The organism is Microbacterium sp. NPDC096154 (assembly GCF_040302945.1).
Taxonomy (GTDB): Bacteria; Actinomycetota; Actinomycetes; order Actinomycetales; family Microbacteriaceae; genus Microbacterium.
Map to the genome: position 1 here is coordinate 1 of NZ_JBEOSM010000001.1, position 15,189 is coordinate 15,189.

Genomic DNA, 15,189 nt, shown 5'->3' on the forward strand with positions numbered 1-15,189 from the left:
ATTTGCTACAGGCTACATGTCACAAGTATTTTCATTTTTGAATGATTTTATTATCATTATTGGTACTGTCCCGATTATGCTGTACTATATGCTCAAGGATGATGATCGAGTTAATCCACTCCTAGCCAATATGTTGCCTGTAAAATATCAGGAAGAGGGCAAGGATACATTACATGAGATGGATGGGGCACTAAAAGGTTTTATCGCAGGTCGCATGTTAGGTGCATTATTCCTTGGCGTGTTATCGTTTATTGGGTTTGCGATTATTGGTTTGCCTTACGCTCTTTTGCTCTCCGTTGTTGGGGCACTATTTAGCTTTATCCCTTATTTTGGGGCACTGCTTGGGGCGATTCCTTCTGTCATTGTCGCATTTACGGTATCTCCATCGATGGCTTTGTGGACCATTGTTGTTGTGGTTGCAGCACAGCAAATTGAAGGCAATTTGATCTCACCATATATTTACGGTAAAACGGTGAGCATTCACCCATTAACTACAGTCATCTTACTCTTAATCGCAGGGGATTTTGGCGGTATTCTAGGATTAATTCTTGCCATTCCTGCCTATTTAATCGCAAAAATTTTAATTGTTCAGCTTTACAAAACATTTTATTCTAACAAAAAAGATGAGCCAATAATAGAAGAAATATTGCCTAAATCATAGTTCAAGTTTCTTATTTCTAAACAAATCGTGATGAAAATCATATCAACTTCCCCTTAGCTACGAGATGATTAATCTAATGAAATGACTGATTAACATTTAGTTCTTGGCGAGCGAGTGGTGGCCGGTCGGGGTCCGGATGACGCCGCACCCGGACCCCGAGCACTATCACCGCGGGTAGACCGCGTCGACCTCGACCTCGACCAGCCAGCCGTTCACAGGAAGGTTCTCGATCTCGAGAGCGAACCGCGACGGCCGCGCCGGGTTGACGACCATGGGGGCGCCGCTGGCGGCGCCGAGCTGCACCTGCATGGCCTCACCGGTGTCCAGGTTCGTGTTGGCGAAGAACTGGCGGTAGGCGCGGTTCCAGCCCGCGAAGTCCATCTTCTCCTCGCCCTGGGGATTCTGCAGGAACACGCGCATGGAGACGACGTCGTCGTAGGTCAGGCCGGCCTTCTCGAGATTCTCGCCGATGCGCATGAGCGCGTTGATGCCCTGGGCCTCGGTGATCGAGACGCCCTCGGGCAGCGTCCCGCCCGGGAAGACGTCGGTAGGGATGTAACGCTGCTCGGCGCTGGCTCCGGGGGCAGTGTTCATGGCGGCGGGCCCGAGGCCCGACGACTTGTACCAGGCGACGTTCTTGCCGAAGGCGACACCGTCCGCGATCGAGGGCGTCGCGCCCGTCACGAACGAGAACGACTCGGTGGGTCGGGGCGTGAACAGCTTCTCGGCGGCATATGCCGTGCCGGGTACCGCCACGGCGGCGGTGGCGACGATGGCGAGGGCGATCTTCGTGCGGGTCTTCATGGTTCTCCTGACGGTGGGAGGCGGGATTCGTTGCCTGACGGCGGCTGCATGCTGGCAGCGGCATGTTTCCTGCACGTCACGGGCGGCGCCGGATGGGGACAACTGCCCAGTTGGAAATGCATTCGTCACGCGCGTTTGCAGTTCCGCAATATGCCGGTAATCGGCGGGGTCACATGGGCCTCATAGCGTCCACCTCGGGCACCGAACCCACGCCGTCAGCTCGTGGGCTCCGACGGTGCAGCGGAACGAGAGAGGGATCCACGTTGGTCACAGAAGCAACTCCCGGCGTCTCACGGCGCAGTTTCCTCCAGGCCGTCGGCGCGGGCTCCAGCGCCGGCGTGCTGTTCGCCACGATGGGCGCGCTCGGGCTCGCGCCGACGGAGGCGCAGGCCGCCGCCCAGGCCTGGGTGCCGCCGCAGGGGAGCGATTTCTCCCTCACCGGGCGGTCATCCAAGAAGGTCGTGATCGTCGGAGCCGGACCCGCCGGACTCGCCTCGGCCTACGAGCTGCAGAAGGCCGGGTACAAGGTCACCGTGCTCGAGGCGCGGCATCGCGCCGGCGGCCGCACGCTGACGGTGCGTCCGGGTGACAAGGAGACCGACATCGACGGCGTCACGCAGACGGCGAAGTGGGACGACGGCGTCTACATGAACTGCGGTGCTGGCCGCATCGCGCAGTGGATGGTCACCATGGACTACCTGCGCGAGCTCGGTGTGCCGTACGAGGTGTTCACGAACGCCAACGCCGACGCGTACCTGTACAACGAGAACAGCGGCTCGACGCCGGGCAACCCCACCCGGTACCGCACCGCCAAGGCGGACTGGTTCGGCTACACCTCCGAGCTGCTGGCCTACGCCACCGATCAGGGAGCGCTCGACCAGAAGATCACGGCGGCGGACAAGGAGAACCTCAAGGCGTTCCTCAGCCGCTGGGGCTCCCTGCAGGCCGATGGCACGTACAAGGGCGGCGCGAACCGAGGCTTCGAGGTGTACCCGTCCGCATGGAACGAGCACGGGACCCCGTTGCCCGGGCCCGGGACGGTCTCCGAGGTGCTCGGCACCAAGATGGGCAACTACTTCCCGTTCGAGATCAACTGGGAGCAGTCGATGCTGATGTTCCAGCCGAAGGGCGGCATGGACACGACCTACCAGTACTTCGTGAAGGCGATCGGCAAGCAGAACGTCCACTTCGACTCGCCTGTCACGGGCGTCGAGAACACCGGCTCGGGCGTGAAGGTCACCTACAAGCCGAAGCACGGACCGGCGCGGCAGATCGAGGCCGACTTCGCGATCGTGTCGGCTCCCGCGCAGCTGATGCGGCACTGGGACACGAACTGGGGCTCCGAGATCGACTCGGCCCTGGGCGAGTTCGCGATCGGGTCGCCGGCCGGCAAGATCGGCCTGCAGTACCGCTCGCGCTGGTGGGAGAACGACCACCGCATCTACGGCGGCATCACCGAGACCGACATGGACCTGCAGCACATCTGGTACCCCTCGTACGGCTATGGCGAGAGGAAGGGTCTCATCGTCGGCTACTACAACACGGGCAATGCCGCGCGCACGTACGCGGCGCTGAGCCCGAAGCAGCGCGAGGCGCGAGCCGTGGAGCAGGGCGTGAAGATCCACGGCGACAAGTACCGCACCGAGCTGGAGCACTCGTTCTCGATCGCCTGGCACAAGGTGCCGTACATCGAGGGCGCGTGGGCGTACCCGAACACCGCGTCCGCGGGCTTCAAGAAGCTGCAGGCCGGCGCGGGCAACGTCTACTTCGCGGGCGACTGGATGTCGGAGATCTCGGCGTGGCAGCACGGGGCGTTCTGGTCGGCGCGCTATGCCGTCCAGGCGCTGCACGCCCGCGTCATGGCGTCCTGAGACCGATCCGCGTCTGACCGCGGTGTCCGGGGATCTCACCGGACACCGCGGTTAGACTGAACCTGCTTTTCCGACCCCGAACGACGGAGATCCCCCATGCTCGGCAATCTCAACGGCTGGCACCTGCTCATCCTGCTCGCCGTGATCCTGCTCCTGTTCGGTGCGGCTCGGCTTCCCGCGCTGGCCAAGAGCCTCGGCCAGTCGGCGCGCCTGTTCAAGGGCGAGATGAAGCAGCTCAAGGCCGAGGACGCGACGGAGTCGCAGGCCCCGGCCCACGGTGGCACGCCGGGGACCGACGCCGGCGGCTACACCGTGAACGGCGAGCCCGTGGATCGTCTGCCCGGCACTGACGATCCGCGCAAGACGACGAACCCGTAGCAGTGGTGGCTTCCGAGGCCGCCGTCACCCGCGACGACCAGCCGTACCGCGATCGGCGGATGTCGCTGGCGCAGCATCTCGTCGAGCTCCGACGGCGGCTGATGATCGCGGCGGCCGCTCTCGTGGTGGGCATGGTCGTCGCGTTCTTCGTGACCGACCCGATCATCGCGTTCCTGCTGGGGCCGATCGAGCAGGTGGCGACCGAGCTCGGCGATGACTTCACGAAGCTGACGTACACCGGCGTCTCGAGCGCCTTCGACATGCGGATGCGCATCGCCTTCGCCATCGGTCTGGTGTTCTCGGCGCCCGTGTGGCTGTGGCAGATCTGGGCGTATGTCATGCCGGGTCTCACACGTCGCGAGGTCCGGTACACGATCGGCTTCGTCGCGACGGCGGTCCCGCTCTTCTTCGCAGGGTGCTACGTCGGCGTGCTGATCATGCCGCACATCCTGCTGCTCATGTCGTCGTTCGTGCCCGACCAGCAGTTCGCGGCGCAGTTCTACGAGGCCGCGGCGTACTACGACTTCGCCTTCAAGACGGTCACGGTCATCGGCATCGCGTTCGTCTCGCCGGTGTTCCTGGTGGCGCTCAATCTTGCCGGCATCATGTCGGGGCGCGAGATCCTGAAGGCGTGGCGCGTCGCCATCGTCGTGGCGACCGCCTTCGCCGCCATCTCGACGCCGGCGGCGGACATCGCGTCGATGCTGCTGCTCGCCGGTGTGCTCGTCGTGCTGTACTTCGGCGCCGTGGGCGTTTCCCTGCTGTTCGATCGGCGAAAGCGCAAGCGTGAGCAGGCGCTGCTGACGGAGGACTCATGATCGAGCCGAGCCCCGCCGAGCGCTACGCCGCGGCCCGCCAGAACCGCGAGCATCCGCAGACCCACCTGTTCGCCGAGATGCAGCGCTTCCGGCTGGATGACTTCCAGGTGGAGTCCTGCCGCGCCCTCGAATCGGGCCGCAGCGTGCTGGTCGCCGCGCCGACCGGGGCGGGCAAGACGATCGTGGGCGAGTTCGCGGTGCACCTGGCGATGCAGACGCCCAACCAGAAGGCGTTCTACACGACGCCGATGAAGGCGCTGTCGAACCAGAAGTTCCGCGAGCTGCAGGACGTCTACGGCGAGGACGAGGTCGGCCTGCTGACCGGCGACACGAACATCAACGGCGACGCGCGCGTCGTGGTCATGACGACCGAGGTGCTGCGCAACATGCTGTACGCCGACTCGCCGGCGCTGCGCGGCCTGCGCTACGTGGTCATGGACGAGGTGCACTACCTCGCCGACCGCTTCCGCGGAGCCGTATGGGAGGAGGTCATCATCCATCTCCCGTCCGACGTGCGGCTCGTGTCGCTCAGCGCGACCGTGTCGAACGCCGAGGAGTTCGGCGACTGGCTCGACACCGTGCGCGGCGACACGGCCGTGATCGTGTCGGAGACCCGCCCGGTGCCCCTCGAGCAGCACGTGCTCGTGCGCGGCGATCTTCTGCCGCTGTTCGACGACAGAGCGGGGGCCGCGACCGCGCAGGTCAACCAGGAGCTCATGCGCATCCGGGGCGGCCAGGCGTTCGCCGCGAACGGCTTCGACAGCCGCCGTGGGGGAGGGCGCCGGCCCAAGCCCGGGTATGGCCGGCCGGGTCCGCCGCGCCGCCTCGAGCGCATCGACCGCCCGGAGGTCGTGCAGCTGCTCGAGCGGTCGAACCTGCTCCCGGCCATCTTCTTCATCTTCAGCCGCGCCGGCTGCGACGGCGCCGTGCAGCAGGTGCGTCGATCCGGTCTGCGCCTCACGACGGCCGAGGAGCGCACCGAGATCCGCGCGGTCGTGCAGTCGCGCACGGCGGCGCTGCCGGACGAGGACCTCGCCGCACTGGGGTACTGGGAGTGGGCGGAGAACCTCGAGCGGGGGATCGCATCGCACCACGCGGGCCTGCTGCCGGCGTTCAAGGAGGTCGTCGAGGAGCTCTTCCAGCGCAAGCTGGTCAAGGTCGTGTTCGCGACCGAGACCCTCGCGCTGGGCATCAACATGCCGGCGCGCACGGTCGTGCTCGAGAAGCTGGAGAAGTTCAACGGCGAGGCGCGTGTCGCGATCACATCGGGTGAGTACACGCAGCTGACGGGGCGGGCGGGCCGTCGGGGCATCGACGTCGAGGGCCACGCCGTCGTGCAGTGGACCGAGGGCATGGACCCGCAGGCCGTGGCGGCACTCGCGTCGCGCCGCACGTATCCGCTCAACTCCAGCTTCCGGCCCACCTACAACATGGCCGTGAACCTGATCGACCAGTTCGGCCGCCCGCGCGCCCGCGAAGTGCTGGAGTCGTCCTTCGCGCAGTTCCAGGCCGACCGGGCGGTCGTGGGTCTCGCGCGCCAGGTCAAAGAGGCCGAGGAGTCGCTCGCGGGCTACGAGAAGGCCATGACGTGCGAGCATGGGGACTTCGCGGAGTACTCGGCGATCCGTCGCGACCTCAGCGATCTCGAGAAGCTCAACCGCAAGGACGCCGGCGCCTCCCGCGGCACCCGCGAGAAGCGCCAGCGTGAGATCGGCGGCCTCCGCCGCCGCATGCAGCGCCACCCCTGCCACCGCTGCCCGGACCGCGAGAAGCACGCACGCTGGGCCGAGCGGTACTGGAAGCTCAGGCGCCAGACCGACAAGACGCGTCGTCAGATCGAGAACCGCACGGGGACGGTCGCGCGGGTGTTCGACCGCATCCTCGACGTGCTCACCGAGCTCGACTACGTCCGAGTCGAGGATGGGGAGGCGGCGCTGACGGAGGCCGGGCGCCGGATGCGCCGCATCTACGGCGAACGCGATCTGCTGGTGGCCGAGGCCCTGCGCACGGGCATCTGGAAGAACCTCGATGCGGCGTCGCTCGCGGCGCTCGCGTGCAGCCTGGTGTTCGAGCCGCGGGGCCGCGACGACGGCGGCGCCGATCCGCGGGCACTGCCGCGCGGAGCGTTCCGCATCGCCCTGAGCGAGACCGAGGATCTGTGGGCGCGCCTCGACGACCTCGAGCAGGATCACCGTCTCCCGGGCACGGAGCCGGTGTCCACCCGGCTGGCCCCCGCCATGCACATGTGGGCCCGTGGAGCGCTTCTCGACCGCGTGCTGACCGAGGCCGACATGCCCGCCGGAGATTTCGTGCGGTGGGCGAAGCAGACGATCGACCTTCTCGACCAGCTGTCGCAGGTCGCCGAGGGCGAGCTCGCACGCACCGCACGCCGTGCGCTCGACGCGGTGCGGCGCGGCATCGTCTCGTACAGCTCCGTATGACCCGCTCACGCCGGCCTCGCCGCTCCGCGGCCGTCCGTCCGCTGCTCCCGCTGTGGGCGGCGGTGCTCGTCGCGGTCCTCGGCGGCCTGGCCCTGGACGCCTCGTTCCCGTCCTGGGGAATCTGGGGGCTGGCGCCGGTGGCGGTCATCCTGTCGCTCGTCTCGCTGATCGGTCGCAGCGCCCGTGCGGCGCTGCTGGTCGGGATCGCGTTCGGAGCCGCGTTCTGGTTCCCGCACATCGACTGGGCGTCGCAGTTCCTGGGCGACGACCCGCAGTCCTGGGTGCCCTGGGTGGCGTTGGCGGGTGTGGAGACCGCGTTCACCGGCCTCGGCGCGATCCCGATCGCGCTCGCCTACCGCTGGTTCCCGCGGGGCCGCTGGCGTGGCCTGGTCGGGCTGCCCCTGCTCGTCGGCGCGCTCTGGACGGCGCGCGAGCTCGTGATGGGCAACTGGCCGTATGGCGGGTTCGCGTGGGGCAGGATCGGCATGAGCCAGTCGGAGAGCCCGCTCGCGCACGTCGCCTCCTGGGTGGGCGTGAGCGGCCTGACCTTCCTCATCGTGACCTTCTGCGCAGCGGTCATCGAGATCGCTCGTGCGAGGTCGTGGCGAGCGACCTCGTTCGTGCCGGCGGTGGCGCTCGGGCTCATCCTGCTGCTCCTGCCGCAGTGGCAGACCGCCACGGCGGGCACGCTGCGGGTGGGAGCCGTGCAGGGCAACGGTCCGACGGCCTACTTCGACCGGCGTGAGCCGGGTGCCGTGATCCAGGCGCAGCTCGACGCGTCGGAGCCGTTGCGCGGCGAGCAGGTCGACGTGGTCGTCTGGCCCGAGGGCGGCGTGGAGTACGACCCGCTGGCAGACGCGGTGACCGCGGTGCGACTGTCGGCAGCTGCGCGAGCGTACGGGGCCCCGCTGCTCATGAACGCCGCGTCGGTCGAGGGCGACCGCATCTACAACACCTCGATGCTGTGGACGCAGGACGGGGCCGACGTCGCCGGAGGCCTGCAGACGCACGCCAAGCGGCATCCGGTGCCGTTCGGCGAGTACGTTCCCGACCGTGCGTTCTTCGAGCGGATCGTTCCCGACCTGATCGGGATGATCGGACGCGAGTACACACCGGGCGACGACGCACCGCTGGTCGACGTCGAGGGGGCGCGGATCGGTCTCGCCATCTGCTTCGACGTCATCTACGACGACGTGATCCGCGAGGGCGCGAAGGGTGGCGCGCAGCTGTACGTCTTCCAGACGAACAACGCCGACTTCCGTGGCACGGACGAGAACCTGCAGCAGCTGGCCTTCGCCCGGATGCGGGCGATCGAGACGGGGCGCAGCGTGGTCAACCTGTCGACCGTGGGCACCAGCCAGTTCATCGCGCCCGACGGTGCCACGGTGTCATCGCTCGGCGTCGACCAGGCGGGACTCCTCGTCGGCGAGGTGGAGCTGCGCGGCGGCCTCACCCCGGGCGTCGTGATCGGCCCATGGCTCCAGGCGCTCGTCATGTGGGGGGCCGTGCTCGGCCTCGCTCTCGTCGGGCTGCTGCAGGCGGGCCGTCGCGGCGACCGCAGGGGCGCCGCGAGGTCGCGCCATGCCGCTCCCGCTCCGCGGGGCACGCGTGGTCCCCGCAGCGACGCCGATCGCGTCCGCGCCCTGTTCCGCTAGCACCTCGCGAGCGCCGATCACGTCCCTGGCCGCGCGTGCAACCCCCTCGGCACCGGAGAGGGGGACGCCTACGATCGGATGCATGAGCACTTCGGAGACCCCGGACGAGATCGAGCTGAAGTACTGGTACAACATGCGCACGGGCGAGGTGGAGCACGGGCCGGAGTCGCCCGCGATCGACCGGGTGGGCCCGTTCGACACATCCGAGGAGGCGGCGCGGGCCCCCGAGACGCTGCGCGCGCGCTCGAAGGCGTGGGCCGAGGACGACGAACGCGAGAAGGGCTGGGGCGGCACTCCCTGACGCGCCCCGGGGCCGGGTCGCGCGGTGCGGCGCACCGCTCGCCGTGGCGACGCGGGCGCGCCGTCCGCGCCCACTAGGCTGATCGAGCGGGAGCGCCCGGCCCGAGGCCGGATGGACGCCCCGACAGCGCCGGCCCCAAGAGGAGACGTGATGGACAAGCAGAGGGACTTCGTGCTGCGCACGATCGAGGAGCGCGGCGTCAAGTTCGTGCGCCTGTGGTTCACGGATGTCGTCGGCACTCTGAAGTCGGTGGCGATCGCGCCGGCCGAGGTCGAGGGAGCCTTCAGCGAGGGCATCGGCTTCGACGGCTCGGCGATCGAGGGCCTGACCCGCACCTACGAGTCGGATCTGCTGGCCCATCCGGACCCGACGACGTTCCAGATCCTGCCCTGGCGCGGGGAGGTCGACCCGACGGCCCGCATGTTCTGCGACCTCACGACGCCGGACGGCCAGCCGGCCGTCGCCGATCCGCGCAACGTGCTCAAGCGCACGCTCGCCAAGGCGGCCGACGCGGGATTCACGTTCTACACGCATCCCGAGATCGAGTTCTACCTGTTCAAGTCGGCGGTTCCCGGGCCGGACGGGCTGGAGCCGGTCGACCGCGCGGGCTACTTCGACAACGTGCCCGGCGGGACGGCACACGACTTCCGTCGTCGCTCGGTGCGCATGCTCGAGGACCTCGGCATCTCGGTCGAGTACAGCCACCACGAGGGCGGGCCCGGCCAGAACGAGATCGACCTGCGCTACGCCGACGGGCTCACCATGGCCGACAACATCATGACGTTCCGGTCGGTGATCAAGGAGGTCGCGATCGAGCAGGGCGTGCACGCGACGTTCATGCCCAAGCCCCTGTTCGCCGAGCCCGGCAGCGGAATGCACACGCACATGTCGCTCTTCGAGGGCGACACGAACGCGTTCTACGAGGAGGGCGCGCAGTACCAGCTCTCCAAGATCGGCCGCCGCTTCATCGCCGGCCTGCTGCACCACGCGAACGAGATCGCGGCGGTCACGAACCAGTTCGTGAACTCCTACAAGCGGCTCTGGGGCGGCGACGAGGCCCCCAGCTACATCACCTGGGGTCACAACAACCGCTCGGCGCTCGTGCGCGTGCCGATGTACAAGCCGGGCAAGAGCCAGTCGGCGCGCATCGAGCACCGCGGCATCGACTCGGCCGCGAACCCCTATCTCGCCTACGCGCTGATGCTGGCGGCGGGGTTGAAGGGCATCGAGGAGGAATACGAGCTGCCCGCCGAGGCGGAGGACAACGTGTGGGCGCTGAGCGCCGCGGAGCGCCGGGCGCTCGGCTACAAGCCACTGCCGTCCAGCCTCGATGACGCGATCGAGCACATGGAGGACAGCGAGCTCGTCGCGGAGACGCTCGGCGAGCAGGTGTTCAGCTATGTGCTCAGCAACAAGCGCCGCGAGTTCGAGCAGTACCGCTCGCAGGTCACTCAGTTCGAGCTGAAGCACAGCCTCGACATCATCTGATCGGCTCGCATGAGCACACGCGACCGTTCCACGCCTCTGACGCCTCTGGCGCGGCTCGGGTTCTCCCGGCTGGGCGAGGTGGACGAGCAGCTCGCCGAGCTGGCGTCGCTGGTGGGCATCGAGCGGGATGTCCTGCTTGCGGAAGCGGGGTCGGCTGCCGACCCGGATGAGGCGCTCGCGGGACTTCTGCGCATCGCACGGCGGCGGTCCGACGCGGTGCGCGCGGTGCTCGCCGAGCCCCATGGGCGTGAGGTCGCGTGGCGCCTGCTCGGCGCCTCCCGCGGCTTCGCGGACTTCTATCTGCGCCGCCCCGACTGCCTGGCGGCTCTGCTGTCCGCGGGACGGCGGCTGCCGACGGCCGACGAGCTGCGCCGCGTGCTGCTCGACTCGGTCGGGGCGGATGCGGACGGTTTCGCCGAATCCGGGGACGACGCGTCGTGGCTCGGGCTGAGGGTCGCGTACCGCGCGCAGGTGGCGGAGATCGCCGCGTACGACCTGATGCATCCCGATGCGGTCTCGGTCGTGGGCGACGTGACGGCGGCGCTGGCCGATGCGGCCGGCGCCGCGCTCGAGGCGTCGTTGGCGGTCTCCCGGACGAAGGTCGCCGCGGCGGGGGGCTTCTCGCGCGAGGAGGTCTCGCAGACGCGGCTGGCGATCATCGGCATGGGCAAGTCGGGCGCGCGGGAGCTGAACTACGTCAGTGATGTCGACGTGATCTTCGTCGGCGACCCGGCGGACGCGTCCGAGCTGTCCGAAGGACGGGCGCTCGAGGTCGCGACGCGCCTGGCCGTGCAGACCATGCGCGGCATCTCGGGCATCGAGGCGGAGCCGCCGCTGTGGGAGGTCGACCCGAATCTGCGACCGGAGGGCAAGCAGGGCGCCCTGGTGCGTTCACTCGCGTCGCACGTCGCCTACTACCAGCGCTGGGCCAAGAGCTGGGAGTTCCAGGCGCTGCTGAAGGCGCGCCCGCTGGCGGGCGACATCGCCCTGGGTGAGGCGTACGTCGCGGCGACGCAGCCGATGGTGTGGGCCAGTGCGGGTCGCGAGGACTTCGTCGACAGCGTGCAGCGCATGCGCGAGCGCGTGATGGAGCACATCCCGGCCGATGACGTGCCCCATCAGGTCAAGCTGGGGCCCGGCGGCATCCGGGACATCGAGTTCGCGGTGCAGCTCCTGCAGCTGGTGCACGGGCGGTCGGACGAGTCGATCCGGCACCGTGGCACCCTGCCCGCGATCGAGGCGCTCGAGGAGGGCGGCTACATCGGGCGCGAGGAGGCGGCCGTGTTCGCGCGCGACTACCGCACGCTGCGATTGATCGAGCACCGCCTCCAGCTGGCGAACCTGTCGCGCACGCACCTGATGCCCCGCACCGACGAGGGCCTGCGTGCCCTCGCACGCGCATCGGGTCTCGGCGAATCGGCAGAGGCGGTGCTGGCGCGGTGGGAGGACATCAAGCGCGAGGTGCGCGAGATCCACGTGCGGCTGTTCTACCGCCCGCTGCTCGCCGCCGTGGCGCGGCTGCCGCAGGACGAGGGGTCGCTCACCGAGACGCAGGCGCGCGATCGGCTCGCCGCGATCGGCTTCCGCGAGCCCGCCGTCGCGCTGCGCCACATCGGCGCCGTCACCAGCGGCCTCAGCCGGAAGGCGACCATCCAGAAGCACCTGATGCCCGTGATGCTCCGGATGTTCGCCGAGGGCGCCGATCCCGACTACGGTCTCGTCGCGTTCCGGCGCATCAGCGAGCGGCTGGGGGAGACGCCGTGGTTCCTTCGGATGCTGCGCGACTCCTCCGGGGCGGCCGAACGACTCACGCGCCTGCTGTCCGCCTCGCGCTACGTGGGCGAGCTCATGGAGTGGATCCCCGAATCCGTGGCGTGGCTCGACAGCGACGAGCAGCTGCTGCCGCGGTCCGGCGAGGCGCTCGACGAGGAGGCGCGGGCGATCCAGACGCGGCACGACACAATCGAGGACGCAATGCGGGCCGTGCGAGCGCTGCGTCGGCGTGAGACGCTGCGCACGGCGATGGGTGCCGTGCTGGGCGTCACGACTCTCGACCAGCTCGCGGCCGGCCTCACCGAGATCACTGAGATGACTCTGCGCGCCACGCTGCGCGCGGTGCGCCGTGAGGTCGTGCCGGACGAGGACGCTTCGCTGGACTTCGCGATCATCGGCATGGGGCGCTTCGGCGGATCCGAGCTGGGCTTCGGGTCGGACGTCGACGTGCTCTACGTCTACCGGCCGGAGGAGGTCGAGCCGCATCGCGCCGAGTCGCTCGCGCTGAAGATCGTGGCAGAGCTGCGCCGCGTCTCGGAGGACTTCCGTCTGCCGCTCGACCTGGATGCCGACCTGCGGCCCGAAGGGCGCAAGGGGCCCATCGTGCGCTCGCTCGACGCCTACGCCGAGTACTACCGGCGCTGGTCGCTGTCGTGGGAGGCGCAGGCCCTGCTGCGCGCGCGGGGTGTGGCCGGGTCGGCCAAGCTCATCGCGGCGTTCAGCGAGCTGGCCGACGACATCCGATACCCGTCCGATCCCGATGCGCAGGCCGTGCGCGAGATCAAGCGCATCAAGGCCCGGGTGGAGACCGAGCGGCTCCCGAAGCGCATCGACCCCACCCGCCACCTCAAGCTCGGACCGGGCGGGCTCAGCGATGTGGAGTGGCTCGTGCAGCTTCTGCAGCTGCGGCACGCCCACGAGGTGCCTGGACTGCGCACGACGTCGACCCTCGATGCGCTGCAGGCGGCCTCGGACGCAGGGCTCGTCGGCACCGAAGACGCCGACCTCCTGCGTGCCGCCTGGCTGCTCGCTGCGCGGCTGCGGTCGGCGAACACGCTGCTCTCGGGCCAGACCAGCGACGTCCTCCCCGTCGATCGCCGCCAGCTCGACGGCATCGGGCGCATCCTGGAGTACCCGCCGCACAGCGCCACGCAGGTAGAGCAGGACTGGCTCGGCACAGCGCGTCGTGCGCGCCGCGTCTTCGACCGCCTGTTCTACGACTGACGCCGCTCGCCCCCTGTCGCCGGCCAGCCTCGGCTGTCAACCATCTGCCGGTGCCACCGCCGTGCGCGTAGCGTGGCGCGCGACCGATCAGGCGCGGCCCGTGATCCGGCGCGTCTCGCGATGGAAGGATGCCTGTGAACCACGAAGCTCCCGACCTCGAGACCTCCCAGGGGCGCCGGACGATCCGGAAGGCGATCGCGGCCTCGGCGGTGGGAAACGCGACCGAGTGGTTCGACTACGGCATCTACTCGGTCTCGGTCGCCTACATCACCGCGAACTTCTTCCCCGGAGGCACGGTCTGGGCTCTCGCGACGTTCGCGATCTCGTTCCTGGTGCGACCGCTCGGCGGGCTCGTCTGGGGCCCGTTGGGGGATCGGCTCGGGCGCAAGCGCATCCTGTCGCTCACGATCATCTTGATGGCGGCGGGCACGTTCGCGATCGGCATCCTGCCCACCTACGACGCGATCGGGATGTGGGCTCCTGCGCTGCTGATCTTCCTGCGCATGGTCCAGGGCTTCTCGACCGGCGGCGAGTACGGGGGAGCGGCGACGTTCATGGCCGAGTACTCGCCCGACAGGAGACGCGGGTTCTTCGGCAGCTTCCTCGAGTTCGGCACGCTTCTGGGGTTCGTGCTGGGCACGGCGTTCGTGCTGGTGCTGCAGATCGTGCTCGGCGACGAGCTGATGAGCGCGTGGGGGTGGCGGGTGCCGTTCCTCGTGGCGGGCCCGCTCGGGCTCGTCGGACTGTACCTCCGCAGCCGGCTGAGCGAGACCCCGGTGTTTCAGGAGCTGAGCGACCAGGAGGAGCAGGAGACCAGCACCGCGGCGACCTTCCGCGACCTGCTGAAGTACTGGCGTCCGCTGCTGGCGATGGCGGGCCTGGTCATCGCGCTGAACATCGCGAACTACACCCTGATCAGCTACTCGCCGACCTATCTCGAAGCCCAGCTCGGCATGAGCGCCGACGCATCGCTGCTGCTGATCCTGGTCGGTGAGCTCGTGATGATGGCGCTCATACCGTTCGCGGGCGGACTCTCCGACCGCATCGGACGCAAGCCGGTGTGGGCGATCTCCATGGGAGGGCTGCTCGTCGCCGCGGTGCCGCTGTACATGCTCATCGGCACGGGGTTCGCCGGCGCGCTCATCGGGTTCGCAGCGCTCGGTGTCCTCTACGTGCTTCAGCTGGGCACGATCTCGGCGACCTTCCCCGCGATGTTCCCCACGCAGGTGCGGTATGCGGGCTTCGCCATCACGTACAACGTCGCGACCGCGCTGTTCGGCGGCACGGCACCGCTCATCAACGAGTCGCTGATCGACGCGACCGGCAACCTGCTGGTGCCGGCCTTCTTCATGATGGCCGGCTGCGCCGTCGGCCTGGTCGCCCTGCTCTTCGTGCGCGAGACCGCGAACGCCTCGCTGCGCGGCACTGAGGTGCCCGGTGCGGAGCGAGCGGCCGGGGGCCCGCGATCTGGGTCTGACGCCGGCCGGTGATGCCCCAGGCGGTCGAAGACGTCCGCGATAAGGGCGACGCCGGATCGCCGTACGGTGCGCCGCGGGGCATCGTCTGACATCCCACGGAACGTCCGCCCGCAGAAGCGAAGAGCCCTCCGAGCATCAGCTCGGAGGGCTCTTCGGCGACCTGCGGACTACACGCGGACGTGAAGCCGCTCAGCCCGCACGGCCGCGTGCGCGGCGGTCAGACGCCGTAGTACAGCTCGAACTTTGCGCGCTGCCCCTAGAAATCACGGGTGAGCGGGCGATGCACGGGACGCTCGG

11 protein-coding genes are annotated in these 15,189 nt (G+C 68.4%); 10 read left to right on the plus strand and 1 reads right to left on the minus strand.

The window, feature by feature from the left end; genetic code table 11:
* Positions 1–661, plus strand: a 661-nt coding sequence (locus tag ABTW64_RS00005; protein ID WP_350617905.1) for an AI-2E family transporter, incomplete at its 5' end; no start/stop codon positions are given.
* Positions 662–826: 165 nt separating this feature from the next.
* On the opposite strand, the gene ABTW64_RS00010 is transcribed toward ABTW64_RS00005, so the two are convergent.
* Entirely contained in the window at positions 827–1,465 is a 639-nt protein-coding gene (locus ABTW64_RS00010) for a Rid family hydrolase (protein WP_350617907.1), read from the minus strand.
* 263 nt (positions 1,466–1,728) lie between these two features.
* Here ABTW64_RS00010 and ABTW64_RS00015 point away from each other — a divergent pair, with 263 nt between their 5' ends.
* The 9 genes from ABTW64_RS00015 (at position 1,729) to ABTW64_RS00055 (ending at position 14,904) form a co-directional block, all read left to right on the plus strand.
* Entirely contained in the window at positions 1,729–3,336 is a 1,608-nt protein-coding gene (locus tag ABTW64_RS00015; RefSeq protein WP_350617909.1) for a flavin monoamine oxidase family protein, read from the plus strand.
* Positions 3,337–3,432: 96 nt separating this feature from the next.
* Positions 3,433–3,714 carry a twin-arginine translocase TatA/TatE family subunit gene (gene tatA / locus ABTW64_RS00020; RefSeq protein ID WP_350617910.1) on the plus strand — a complete coding sequence of 94 codons (282 nt, stop codon included), beginning with the start codon at positions 3,433–3,435 and terminating at the stop codon, positions 3,712–3,714.
* 59 nt (positions 3,715–3,773) lie between these two features.
* Positions 3,774–4,532 (plus strand): twin-arginine translocase subunit TatC, encoded by a 759-nt coding sequence (tatC, locus tag ABTW64_RS00025; RefSeq protein WP_350618798.1) that lies wholly within the window; start codon positions 3,774–3,776, stop codon positions 4,530–4,532.
* Positions 4,529–6,973, plus strand: a complete 2,445-nt coding sequence (locus ABTW64_RS00030; protein ID WP_350617911.1) for a DEAD/DEAH box helicase — start codon at positions 4,529–4,531, stop codon at positions 6,971–6,973. Before tatC ends, ABTW64_RS00030 begins: the two co-directional genes overlap by 4 nt.
* A complete protein-coding gene (lnt, locus tag ABTW64_RS00035) occupies positions 6,970–8,628 on the plus strand; it encodes an apolipoprotein N-acyltransferase (RefSeq protein WP_350617913.1) in 1,659 nt (552 codons plus the stop codon). Before ABTW64_RS00030 ends, lnt begins: the two co-directional genes overlap by 4 nt.
* An 82-nt stretch (positions 8,629–8,710) precedes the next feature.
* Positions 8,711–8,929 carry an SPOR domain-containing protein gene (locus ABTW64_RS00040; protein ID WP_350617915.1) on the plus strand — a complete coding sequence of 73 codons (219 nt, stop codon included), beginning with the start codon at positions 8,711–8,713 and terminating at the stop codon, positions 8,927–8,929.
* A 150-nt stretch (positions 8,930–9,079) separates the two neighbouring features.
* Positions 9,080–10,417 carry a type I glutamate--ammonia ligase gene (gene glnA, locus ABTW64_RS00045; protein ID WP_350617917.1) on the plus strand — a complete coding sequence of 446 codons (1,338 nt, stop codon included), beginning with the start codon at positions 9,080–9,082 and terminating at the stop codon, positions 10,415–10,417.
* Positions 10,418–10,426: 9 nt separating this feature from the next.
* Complete coding sequence (locus ABTW64_RS00050) at positions 10,427–13,414, plus strand: bifunctional [glutamine synthetase] adenylyltransferase/[glutamine synthetase]-adenylyl-L-tyrosine phosphorylase (RefSeq protein WP_350617919.1); 2,988 nt, start codon at positions 10,427–10,429, stop codon at positions 13,412–13,414.
* Between the two features lie 128 nt (positions 13,415–13,542).
* A complete protein-coding gene (locus tag ABTW64_RS00055) occupies positions 13,543–14,904 on the plus strand; it encodes an MFS transporter (protein ID WP_350617921.1) in 1,362 nt (453 codons plus the stop codon).
* The last annotated feature ends 285 nt before the right edge of the window (positions 14,905–15,189 follow it).

Coding starts and splice junctions, on each gene's coding strand:
- ABTW64_RS00055 (WP_350617921.1), top strand. CDS start 13,543: ATGCCTGTGAACCACGAAGCTCCCGACCTCGAGACCTCCCAGGGGCGC.
- ABTW64_RS00050 (WP_350617919.1), top strand. CDS start 10,427: ATGAGCACACGCGACCGTTCCACGCCTCTGACGCCTCTGGCGCGGCTC.
- glnA (WP_350617917.1), top strand. CDS start 9,080: ATGGACAAGCAGAGGGACTTCGTGCTGCGCACGATCGAGGAGCGCGGC.
- ABTW64_RS00030 (WP_350617911.1), top strand. CDS start 4,529: ATGATCGAGCCGAGCCCCGCCGAGCGCTACGCCGCGGCCCGCCAGAAC.
- ABTW64_RS00010 (WP_350617907.1), bottom strand. CDS start 1,465: ATGAAGACCCGCACGAAGATCGCCCTCGCCATCGTCGCCACCGCCGCC.
- tatC (WP_350618798.1), top strand. CDS start 3,774: ATGTCGCTGGCGCAGCATCTCGTCGAGCTCCGACGGCGGCTGATGATC.
- lnt (WP_350617913.1), top strand. CDS start 6,970: ATGACCCGCTCACGCCGGCCTCGCCGCTCCGCGGCCGTCCGTCCGCTG.
- tatA (WP_350617910.1), top strand. CDS start 3,433: ATGCTCGGCAATCTCAACGGCTGGCACCTGCTCATCCTGCTCGCCGTG.
- ABTW64_RS00040 (WP_350617915.1), top strand. CDS start 8,711: ATGAGCACTTCGGAGACCCCGGACGAGATCGAGCTGAAGTACTGGTAC.